Below are 11,082 nucleotides of genomic sequence, written 5' to 3' on the forward strand. Positions count from 1 at the left end.
GGATCGATCGAAAGGACATTGAGTAAGCGTTAAAACGAAGGGGACACTTCTTGGCCGTTGCGGGTCCCCAAGGCGCGCCAGACATCCAATTGAATGCTTTCGTTGATGAAGTCCACCGACCCGTCGCAGCGGGCCACATGGACGCCGCCGGGGTGATTGCTGCGGGCTCCGAAGACGCCCCAGCCACACGATTGCATATCCGGGATGCCGCTTTGGGGAGGATGGTAGTGGGTATAGCTGGTCCAGTACTCGCGGCCATTGATCCAGCCCGCCCCGCGTTGGCCGGACCAACCGCGATGCAGGCCACTGGCGCGCGTGTCAGTTTCCAGCTCTCGCGGGTCTTGCGGCAAGACATACCCTCGCATCCCGGGCTCGGTCGGCGGCATGGAGCGGCTGATGAAGTCACAGCGAACGTTCATCATCGTTCGTCTCCGCATCACGTCGACCGTCGGTTCGGCCGGCGACTGTTCCGGCACCCCGAGTAAATGCTCGGAAAACGCCGCCGTGTGACTGAGCCCATCCAACACAGCCTCAAATCCGATCTTGGCGTTGATCCAAAGCACTCCATCGGTGGCGACACGTGTGTCGTACAGCGTCCCCACCCCCGTGCCGCTGTTCATCGCATAATTGGTACCGGAATAGGTTTGCGTGGGACCGCGACCGGAAAGCGATGTCACAAAGAACGTGCGATCAAAGTTCTCACTGGGACACGCCAAGGTCGCAATCGCGGATGCCGCCGCGTCGTCATGTGGTGCCACCAATTGCCCCGGACAGCAACCCACGTGCAAAGGACGATCGAAATGGATCATGTCCAGCATGTTGCCTTGTTCATAGTGCGGCGCCATCTGGGCGAACACAGAAAAATTGCCGGCCGTGCTCGATCCATTGGTGTAGTTTGCCGGCAGTTTGCGGAACGCACTTTCATAATTGTGCATCGCCAGCGTGATCTGTTTCAGGTTGTTGCTGCATTGCATCCGCCGCGCCGCTTCGCGGGCCGCTTGGACAGCCGGCAACAGCAGACCGACCAGAATGCCGATGATCGCGATGACGACCAGCAATTCAACCAGCGTGAACGCGTGGCGAAGCCTGGTCGGCCGATGGCGGCAAGTTAAAGGACGGCACTTTGACGTCGCGATGCTCGCCAGAGTGTGGACATTACAGGGGATCCATCTTCTGGCGAAGGTAGCTACGTTTGACCGGGGAATCAGGACGATTGATGTACAAGGTGACTCTGTGTAGCGGAGGGGCGACATGTCGGATGGGTTGATTGTGGAGGACTGAATCACGAATGAGTGGACGGCCAGGCGCGCAACGCCAGCGGTCTGCGTGGCAAGGGATTGCCGCGAAGTAAAAGTCGGGTGGACGTCGCAACGTGAGCAAGCCCAGGTCGCTTCCGCGTCGACGGTGAAGACCACACTGGTGTGAGGAGCGAGCCTTCAATCGTCAACGCGGACGCGGTGATTCCTGCGTGCAAGCGGCCCCTGTCGGATCGAAACACGACCGACAAAAAACGCCTCAGCGCAGCGACGAGCCGAACATTGCGAATGGATGGAGAGTAAGAGGCGGCTAAAGGTTGACGTGACTGTCAAACCTCGGCGGCGCAGCATCGAACGGCGTCTCTACGGCACCGGCGGGTCGGGGTGACGGACCACGGCGTAGGCCCGGTCGTTGTCCAGTGCGAGATAGTAGAGCAGCGGAGCGGTGATCGAGATGACTTCCCCAGGCTGCAATTCAACGAAAACACCCGACAACAGGGACCAAACAAGATCGATCCCGTGGCAGCGGGCTGCGTCTTCCAATCGTACGACTCGCAGAGCGTCGGACGCTTTCTCCGAGCCGGCGGTATTGGTGGAATCAATTGGGTCCGTCGCACATTGACCGGTCGCTTGCGAACAGCAGCAGCACGATTTCGCTTTGGCTGGACGCGTTGACACTTCGGCGACGGCCAATCCCGGCGACATCGCCAGAACCCGCGCCACCAAAAACTCCGGCGGTCGCACGCCGTTTTCACGTGCCCACTGAAGTTTTTCCCGGTCGCTGTGGCAACAGCATTTGTCCCAACAGTAGTCGGCGGTGACGCAGCCACAGGGGCAGTTTTCACAGGGAAAACGACCGTTTTTCTTGGGTGGAGGAGCTGCAATCGGAACTCCGATCATTCCACACGCCAACACCACCAACAGGGTACTGCTGATATAGCGACGCGGTGCGGACGATCGAAGTCGATGTAGCAAAAACAATGCGGGGTCCAAGCCTCGCGGCGTGCCAAAACATGGCTCGCTCCTCACAGCCGCTACTCTACTCCAGTCATCCGCTTGCGTAAATCCGCAACCGCGAACTCTCCGATGCGGTCCGCTGCCGCATCAGCAAAATTAAGCCGGCGTTCCTTCGATCACCGCTTTCTCCGGTTCTGGTTCGGATGGCGTTGTCGCCCCCTCGTTCGTCCGGACCGAATCGGAATCATCCTTCGGTCTGCCTTTGGCGAACCGTCGCAGGATGACGTAGAACACGGGCGTCAGGAACAGACCACAGAGGGTCACGCCCAACATGCCGGCAAACACCGCGGTGCCCAGCACCCGACGCATCTCAAACCCGGCTCCGGTGGCAACCAACAGCGGAACCACGCCCAGAATGAACGAGAACGCGGTCATCAAAATCGGTCGCAAACGCAATCGGCAGGCCGCGATCGCGGCATCGAAGCGATTCTTTCCGGCATCCTCTTCCGCCTTGGCGAACTCCACAATCAGAATGGCGTTCTTACACGCCAAACCGATCAGGACGATAAAGCCGATTTGAGTCAGCACATTGTTGTCCATGTCTCGGAACCAGACGCCGACCAACGCGAACAGCAAACACAGCGGAACGATCAAAATGATCGCCAGCGGCAATAGCCAACTTTCGTATTGGGCCGCCAGGGCCAGGAAAACAAATAGCACGGCCAACGGAAACAGAAACACAATCGTGTTGCCGGCCTGCTTTTCCTGAAACGCGATCTCCGTCCAAGCGTATCCAAACCCCGGCGGCAGATTCTGGTCGGCCAGGGCTTCCATGGTCGCCAGTGACTGGCCGGTGCTGAAACCCGGTGCGGTGCTGCCGTTCAGGTCGGCCGAGGGGAACAAATTGAATCGCACCAAGCGATCCGGCCCCGCCGTCTGTTTGACATCGACAACCGATCCCAACGAAACGCTTGCCCCGCGGGCGCTGCGGGTGCGGATCTTCAAAATGTCGCTGGCGTCGTCACGAAACTCGGGTTCCGCCTGGGCCGTGACGCGATAGGTTCGTCCCAAGAAGTTGAAGTCGTTGACGTACATCGACCCCAGATAGATCTGCAGCGCGTCGAACACGTTACTGACCGGCACGTCCAACATCTGAGCTTTCGTGCGATCGACATCGGCATACACCTGAGGCACATTCGCCCTCAGATTGGTGAAGACCTGCATCACGCCGGGCTGTTCGTTCGCGGCGGCCAACATGGTGTCGGTGACCTGTCCCAACGTGTCCGTCCCCGCTCCGCTGCGGTCTTGGACGTACATCTTGAACCCGCCGCCGCGACCGATGCCTCGAATCGGAGGTGGCGGGATGATCAGAATCTGGGCCTCGTTGATTTGCGCCACGCCGCGCCGCATGTCGTCGACGATGGCTTGAACGCTTCGCCCCCGCTCGGCACGCTCCTTGGCATCCTCCAGCGGCAAGAAGGTCACCGCCGCATTGGGCTTGATCGTAAAGGTTGCTCCGGACAGTCCGGCGATCCCGACGGCATGTTTGACGCCATCGATCTCTTGGCCGATTTCCGCCACGCGGCGGACAACGGCGTCGGTACGGGACAGCGACGCACCGTCGGGAAGATTGATCGCGACGATCACGTAACCTTGATCCTGGTCGGGAATGAACCCGGTCGGGACCAGTCCAAAACTCAGCCCCGTACAGACCAGCAGCACGCCGTACAGGACCATCGCGACACCGGTCTTTTTGACGATTCGCCCGATCACCCTCCCATACAGGTTGCCTGCGAAATCAAACGTTCGATTGAACAGCCGAAAAAACCAACCGAACAGAAAATCGACCACCCTGCCGACACGGTTTTTCGGTGCGTCTTTGGGCTTCAACAGGATCGCGCACAAGGCAGGACTGAGCGTCAGCGAGACGAAAGTCGAAATCGCCGTCGAAATTGAAATCGTTAGCGCAAACTGTTGGTAGAACTGCCCACTGATCCCCGGGACAAACACGGTCGGGACGAACACGGCGATCAACACCAGCGTCGTGGCGATCAACGCCGATCCGACTTCGTCCATCGCCTTGTGAGTCGCTTCCCGCGCAGTCATTCCCTCGGCGATCAACCGCTCCACGTTTTCGACGACCACGATCGCATCGTCGACCACGATCCCGATCGCCAACACCAGCCCGAACAAGGAAAGCGTGTTCAAGGTCACGCCGAGAAACTGCATGACGGCAAACGTTCCGATCAAGGAGATCGGGATTGCGATCACGGGAATAATCGTCGGACGCCAGCCGTGCAGGAACAGAAACACGGTCAACACCACGAACAGCGTCGTGATGAACAGCGTCTGAAACACCTCGCTGATCGATTCTTCGACGTAATCGGTCGGGTTGTAGGCGATCTCGTACCCCAGCCCCTCGGGGAACTCCTCGCTCATCTCCGCCATCACCCCTTTGACCTCGGCAGCGGTGTCCACGGCGTTGGTGCCCGGGCGTTGATAGATCAGCACGGCGACCGCGGGCTTTCCATCCAGATAACTCTGTCGCGAATAGTCCTGCGCCCCCAATTCAATCCGAGCGACATCGCGCAACCGCGTCACCCGCCCGTCGCTGCCGCGTTTGACAATGATTTCCCCGAATTCGTCTTCTCGAATCAAGCGACCTTGGGTCGTGACATTCAATTGGAAATCGCCGGCGTCATCAATCGGAGGTTGGCCGATCACTCCGGCGGCAACCTGCACGTTCTGTCCGCGAATCGCTTGCACGACCTCGCCGGCGGTCAGGTCGACGTGGGTCATCTTTTCGATATCCAACCAAACACGCATCGCGTATTCGTTGCCGCCGGCGATGCGGATCTCGCCGACGCCGTCCAACCGCATCAGCGCATCACGCACCCGCAGAAACGCATAGTTGCTGATGTACAACTGGTCGCGACTGTTGTCGGGCGAATTCAAGTGCACGACCATCAACATGTCGGGAATTTGCTTGGTCGTCGTGACGCCGATCTGACGCACCTGTTCGGGCAAACGCGACTCGGCGATCGCCACGCGGTTTTGCACCAACACCTGGGCGTCGTCCAAGTCGGTCCCGAGCTTGAACGTGACGGTCAACTGCATGGTCCCGTCGGAGCTGGATGACGATTCCATGTACAGCATGTCGTCCACGCCGTTCATTTCTTGTTCGATCGGCGTTGCGACGGTGTCCGCGATGACCTGCGGCGTCGCTCCCGGGTACGATGCCCGCACCAGCACGGTCGGCGGCGCGACGTTTGGATACTGCGAGACCGGCAGGGAAAAATAGACGATCCCGCCGACCAACACGATCAAGAAGGACAGCACCGCGGCAAAGATCGGACGCTCGATAAAGAAGTGGGGAAATTTCATGAGCGGCTTCCCTCCGTCGCGTTCCCTGCGGACTTCGGCTCGGTTGCCTTGTTGCCGGTTTCGCCGACACGCGCCTTGCGTCGCGTGGTCATCGTCAACGGGGTCAGCTCCGGCATCGGATCCGGCGCCGGAGAGATCCACTCGCTTTCCGGCACCGGTTCGTAATCATCCGGCAGCCCGTCCTCGACCACTTCGATGGTTCCTTCCACCGTTTGTACCTTTTGATCCGGTCGAGACTGCAGCAGGCCCTCGATCACCAATGATTCGTCGCCCTCCAACCCCTCGCGGACCACCCGCAATCCGTCCACGATCGGTCCGGGTTTGATCGCTCGACGCTTGATCACGCCGTCGACCACGACGTACACATATTGGGACGATTGGTCGGTGCCGATCGCCGCATCGGGGATCAGCACCGCTTTGGCCGCGGCGCTGCCGGGGATCCGGACGCGGGCAAACATGCCCGGCAACAACAATTGATCTTCATTGGCAAACACACACCGAGCGCGCATGCTGGCCGTGTCGATATCAAAACGATTGTCGACAAAGTCCATGTGGCCGCGATGCGGGAATCCCGCTTCGTCGACTAGCCCGATAAAGACCGGGTTTTTTGCAACACGCGAACTCTCGCGTTTGCCCGATTTGGCTAACCGCATGTATTTCAAAACGTCTTGTTCGCTGGCGTCAAACACACAGTAAATCGGCTGCATCGACGTGATCGTGGTCAGCAACGACGACGTGCTGGTTCCGCCGGCGATCAAGTTCCCTTCGGTGACCACCTTTCGGCTGATCCGACCGGTCACCGGCGCCCGGATGCGGGTGTATTGAAGATTTAACTCTGCGGTTTCAACCCCGGCCTCGGCCAACTCGATTTCCGCCTGCGCCGTCGCGATCGCCGCCTCGGCCGAACTGACGGCCGCCTTGGCCCCCTCGATGTCCGCCTTGGCTTGCAAAAACTCTGCCTCTCGTTCGTCCAGTTCTTCTTGCGACGTCGCACTGCGTTGGTTCAACGCTTGGGCACGTTTGTACCGCAAGTCCGCCAGATTCAATTGTGCATCCGACTGCAACGACCGAGCCGTGGCCTCGTCGCGCATCGCGGTGGCCTGTTTCAATTTCGACTGTGACTGCTGCAGCGTGGCCTTGGCGGCGTTCAGCTCCGCCTCGAAGGGCCGCGGATCAATGACAAACAGCAGATCCCCTTCCTCGACGATTTGTCCTTCATCAAAGTGAACCGATTGCAGATAGCCGCCGACACGGGCGCGCACCTCTACCAAATCGACCGCTTCCAAGCGTCCCGTGTAGGCGTCCCACTCGACAATTTGCTTGACAATCGGTTTTGCTACCGTGACCGACGGATCCGGTCGCTGCGAAGGCCCTGAGGGGGCACGATTGCAACCGGCCCACAACACCATCAACGCGATCCCGGTGGCCGACCCGAGTTTCGCAGCAACATCCAACATCTTCTTCACGCCGATTCCTCAGTAGGCTTCCCGCCCGATCGGATCTTTTTGGCAACGACGTGATCCAGCGAAAAGATCCCCGGACCGGTCGCTGCCAGTGACACATAAACCAACAAATACATCGCCGCCAATTCCTTGACTTTCCAAGGATCCGCGCCGTGCACGACGAACAACGCCACGATCATCGTGAACGCCAGCGGCAGCGTCGCCAACCGCGTTGCGAGCCCGATGATCAGCAACAAGGAACATCCGACTTCCGCCCCGATCGCCATCACCAGACTCAGCTTGCTGCCCAATCCGATCGGATCCGGAAAGCTCTCGGACATCTCGCCAAAACCATTCAGTTTGGCCAGTCCATGGACCAGCATCAAACAGCCGATGCCGACCCGCAGCACCAGCAATCCGGCAGATAGCGTTTTATTGTGATTCAAAGTCAACATCGTTTATTCCTAACAGAATCCCCTGCTTCGCCGAAAAGCAGGAATGGCCCGGCTATAGTTCGCGCGGCGGTTTCTTGGATAACCCTGTTCCAACGGATGTCTTTCTGGAAAAAGGTCAATTCGTAGAATAAATATCGATCGAAGTACTCAAACGATCCGCTGCAAGGCTACGCGGCGCGCCCCCGAAAGCACGCGGGACATTGAAATGAATCCACGCTTGGGTTTGACGGCAATGCCGCTAACTTAAGCTCTGCGAAGCCCGCTCGCGCTGGCGCGAACCGGCTAATGTCGAACGAATATCAGCCGTTTGGCGCGAGTCCGATGCGACCTACTTTCGATCACAAACGGGGCCGTAGGCGCTAGCCTCCGTCCTTACGAGTAGGTCAATCCAAGGCCCGCGGCTAGCGCCGTCGGCTCACGAAGTAGGTGGCATTGGACGCTAGCCTACGGGCCCATCCCTCCTTGCTGCCAAATCGCACCATGACGCTTCCCGAATTGATCGTCTTTGATCTCGACTTCACTCTTTGGGACTGCGGCGGAACGTGGTGTGATTGCCTTTCACCGCCGTTCCAGATTCGACGAGGTCGGATTGTCGATCGCAGCGGCCGGCACGTACGCTTCTACACCGGCGTGATCTCGATCCTGGACCATTGCGACGAACAACGAATCCCCACCGCGTTGGCGTCCAGAACGGAGCAACCGGAGTGGGCAAAGGAACTGTTGCGTCTCTTGGAGGCGACACACCGATTCGCCTTTTCAGAGATCTATCCTTCGTCCAAACTAAAACACTTCGCCGCACTCCATCGGACGACCGGGATCGAATTTGAATCAATGCTGTTCTTCGACGACGAGATGCGGAACATCCGCGAGGTATCACAGCTTGGTGTCACCAGCGTGATGGTCGATGACGGATTGACGCTCGAAGTATTTGATCACGGGCTACGGCAATTTGCTGCGAACGCCAGCTCGGATCGGGGGAACGCAAAAGGGTAGTACAATGGATTTCTATGTCGCAAAGAGCACCTACAACACCTCGGGTGGAAGCTGTCTGTACGGATACGCGGGAGACTTATTGACTGCACACATCGATGACTATGGAACCGCGATCAAAGAAATCGAAGTGGTGGCTTGTCTCCGCAGCAAGACCCGGAAATTTCGCCCGACGCTGGAAGGCTTGTTCGACCAGTTCCACGCCTACATCGACTCCTTGCCGCGAATCACGTTTCAACGCAAAAACAAGCGTGTGAAGATCGAGTTCCGGAGCGAACACTTCACTGCCGACGACGAAGAATCGCGGAACGCAACGCCCGAGCAACAGATGACGGCGGCGGACGAGGTTGCCCAGGCTCTGGCGATGCTTCGAAAGCGGATCAAACCCTCCGACGATTTCGACGTGGAGCGGTTTCTCGCCCACGCGTCAAAGGTCTTGGCGACAAAAATCGAGAATCCAGTCCAAAGCGAACGGGTTCGACAGGCGGCAATCGCAAAGCGACTTGCGATACGTGACGCCAAGTCGCCATGGGAACGACTGGAAATCGAGTGGGAACGGTTCCACCCCAATGCCCGCGATATCCTGGACGAACCGTATTACTGGGAATGCGCTGACGACCTTGCACCCAACGGCAACGACACCGGGGCTGACCTGTTGGAAGATTTTCGCCGATGGAATAAGAAGCATCCCCGGACTTCACCCATTAAGTTCCTTGACGGTTTGATAAAAGCGTGGGGGATCGATCCGATCGATTGGGACATCACCGACCGAGCGGTCGTCGCTCAACTGGACGCGGACCAGCCGATTCCACTGAATGTGTGCAACGAAGCTGCAATCGCGTTGGCGTTCTCGGTCATCAAGGTGCGAGGGACGTGCCCGCCTGATGTCGCTGAACGGGGATTGGCGGCGATCACTCGAACGGAAACTCTGGTCCATCGAAGTCGACTCGACCAATCAGTGAAGAAGCGGTGGGATCTGTCGCTCGCCAAACTGCGAAGCAAACTCGCATCCTTCACTCCCTAGGCTTTGTCCCTCGACCCGTAGCGGAAGCCGCGAAGGCTTTCGCCTCGCAGCATCCACACGGGAAAAGCCGAAATTCTTGGCGAATTCCGCTACCACATACAACCCTTGCCGGGATTAGGGACAAAGCTAGTGTTCCGGCTGACTTTCGATCACCAGTTCGATCGGGGTTTGTTCATTCTCCGCGATCTCGACCGTCAAATCGCTGGTGTAGTAGTCCGCATAGCGACGGGGCACGGTTTGGCCATGGCGGTGTGCTTCTTTCGCCAAGTCTTCGGTCATGACGATTTGCACCACCACCACTTCGTACGATCCCGGCGGCAGACCGATCTCGCCCTGTTGGTCGGTTGGCGCGAAGCTGCCGGTCGCTGCGATGCGACTGGCGAAACGTTGTTGGTCACTCTGCCGTCGAAATTCGATGCTGCCGGCGGTGACCGGGGTCCCATCGTCGAATCGAATCGTACCGGAGGTGGGGCCGGTCGGGCTTCCGCAGCCGGCAAACGCGACAACGAGCGTCGCCCACGCAATGGTTTGCAAGACGCGTGTCACGGTACCAGTTCAACCACACGCGCGTCGCGTCGATTGGCCAGAGAGCCCAGCAGTTTTGTGTCCAACTCCGGATTGACGAATCGAACACTGCCATCGACGAACGCAAAATGGACGCCGCCGGGGTGCCAGCTGCCGAACGAAAACATATCGGCCATCACATCGTGCGGGCCGCTGGCCAGTCGCAATCCCGGTCCGGCAAGACGACACGATGCGGGCAGGTGATCGCCGTCGTAGGCCGGTGAGTCGACGGGGAACTGTCCCAAGCCGCTTGCGGGGATGAATTTTTCGCCGAACAAGAATGTGTTCGAGGTCCCGTCGCGAACCGATGCCATTCGGATCCGATCCATCGGGCTGACCGCTTTGGCATCCTTGCAATTGGGCCGGACGCTGATGATGACGCCCGTTCCGTTGCCGCCGAAATAGAAATCCGTCGGCTCGCCGATCGCACCCGGCGTCAGGTCACCGTGGTTGCCTGCATAGTCACAGAGGGCTCCAGGGACATCCAGCGAAACGTCGACCGGACGCGGTGGAACGGGGCAGCCGCACGGCAGCCGACCTCCCCCGCCCATCATCGTCGTGCGCAAGCTGCGGGTGCCCAGCGGTTGGGTGCCACTGCGCCGCGACGGACAAAGAAAAACGTCCGGGACGACCGTCCGCACGTTTTCAGCGTGTTGGTGCCAGGGCTTGGAGAAATCCCACTTTTGGGCCAGCGCGACCTGTTCCAAATACGGCATCACACGGGCCAGCCAAGTCGGTGTTTCCAGTCCGCACTGGTCGGACGGAGCCGCGTCGGGCCGCGATTCATACCTCGCGGGCGGAAAATATCCAAATGCATCGTGATGCAGCTGTGTCGCAAGCGCAAGCTGCTTTACCCGATTGGAACAATCGGTCCGCCGGGCGGCTTCCCGTGCCGCCTGGACCGATGGCAGTAACAATGACACCAGAATGCCGACGATTCCGATGACCACCAGCAATTCGATCAGCGTGAATGCTCGTCGAGAGCGAATTGGATTCATGGTATAGCCTAG

Annotated in this window: 8 protein-coding genes and 1 pseudogene; 2 read left to right on the forward strand and 7 right to left on the reverse strand. The window is 59.0% G+C overall.

Annotated features, from left to right (window positions below; translation table 11 throughout):
• Positions 1-29 precede the first annotated feature (29 nt).
• The 5 genes and pseudogenes from Mal15_RS15425 to Mal15_RS15445 all read right to left on the reverse strand — a co-directional run bounded on the left by Mal15_RS15425 (position 30) and on the right by Mal15_RS15445 (position 7,494).
• A complete protein-coding gene (locus Mal15_RS15425; protein WP_390623533.1) occupies positions 30-1,166 on the reverse strand; it encodes a DUF1559 family PulG-like putative transporter in 1,137 nt (378 codons plus the stop codon).
• A 453-nt stretch (positions 1,167-1,619) separates the two neighbouring features.
• Positions 1,620-2,237 (reverse strand): hypothetical protein, encoded by a 618-nt coding sequence (locus Mal15_RS15430; protein ID WP_147868596.1) that lies wholly within the window; start codon positions 2,235-2,237, stop codon positions 1,620-1,622.
• Between the two features lie 207 nt (positions 2,238-2,444).
• Positions 2,445-5,597: pseudogene (locus Mal15_RS15435) on the reverse strand (efflux RND transporter permease subunit); the annotation flags it as partial.
• The gene (locus Mal15_RS15440) at positions 5,594-7,006 is read right to left on the reverse strand and encodes an efflux RND transporter periplasmic adaptor subunit (protein ID WP_390623534.1); all 1,413 of its coding nucleotides are present in this window, start codon (positions 7,004-7,006) and stop codon (positions 5,594-5,596) included. The gene Mal15_RS15440 and the pseudogene Mal15_RS15435, both read right to left, overlap by 4 nt.
• A 53-nt stretch (positions 7,007-7,059) precedes the next feature.
• Complete coding sequence (locus Mal15_RS15445) at positions 7,060-7,494, reverse strand: DoxX family protein (protein ID WP_147868598.1); 435 nt, start codon at positions 7,492-7,494, stop codon at positions 7,060-7,062.
• A gap of 480 nt (positions 7,495-7,974) precedes the next feature.
• Between Mal15_RS15445 and Mal15_RS15450 the strand changes: the two genes are divergently transcribed.
• Together Mal15_RS15450 and Mal15_RS15455 are read left to right on the forward strand one after the other, a co-directional pair.
• On the forward strand, positions 7,975-8,487 hold the full coding sequence (locus tag Mal15_RS15450; protein ID WP_147868599.1) for a magnesium-dependent phosphatase-1: 513 nt from the start codon (positions 7,975-7,977) through the stop codon (positions 8,485-8,487).
• 4 nt (positions 8,488-8,491) lie between these two features.
• The gene (locus Mal15_RS15455) at positions 8,492-9,508 is read left to right on the forward strand and encodes a hypothetical protein (protein ID WP_147868600.1); all 1,017 of its coding nucleotides are present in this window, start codon (positions 8,492-8,494) and stop codon (positions 9,506-9,508) included.
• Positions 9,509-9,634: 126 nt separating this feature from the next.
• Here Mal15_RS15455 and Mal15_RS15460 read toward each other — a convergent pair whose 3' ends face one another.
• Entirely contained in the window at positions 9,635-10,054 is a 420-nt protein-coding gene (locus tag Mal15_RS15460) for a carboxypeptidase regulatory-like domain-containing protein (protein ID WP_233903472.1), read from the reverse strand.
• Positions 10,051-11,070: a DUF1559 domain-containing protein gene (locus tag Mal15_RS15465; RefSeq protein ID WP_147868601.1), complete on the reverse strand. Its 1,020-nt coding sequence runs from the start codon at positions 11,068-11,070 to the stop codon at positions 10,051-10,053. The genes Mal15_RS15460 and Mal15_RS15465 overlap by 4 nt, the downstream gene beginning before the upstream one ends.
• Positions 11,071-11,082 lie beyond the last annotated feature (12 nt).

Source organism: Stieleria maiorica, assembly GCF_008035925.1.
Lineage (GTDB): Bacteria > Planctomycetota > Planctomycetia > Pirellulales > Pirellulaceae > Stieleria > Stieleria maiorica.

Coding starts and splice junctions, on each gene's coding strand:
- Mal15_RS15455 (WP_147868600.1), top strand. CDS start 8,492: ATGGATTTCTATGTCGCAAAGAGCACCTACAACACCTCGGGTGGAAGC.
- Mal15_RS15440 (WP_390623534.1), bottom strand. CDS start 7,006: ATGGTGTTGTGGGCCGGTTGCAATCGTGCCCCCTCAGGGCCTTCGCAG.
- Mal15_RS15445 (WP_147868598.1), bottom strand. CDS start 7,494: ATGTTGACTTTGAATCACAATAAAACGCTATCTGCCGGATTGCTGGTG.
- Mal15_RS15465 (WP_147868601.1), bottom strand. CDS start 11,070: ATGAATCCAATTCGCTCTCGACGAGCATTCACGCTGATCGAATTGCTG.
- Mal15_RS15450 (WP_147868599.1), top strand. CDS start 7,975: ATGACGCTTCCCGAATTGATCGTCTTTGATCTCGACTTCACTCTTTGG.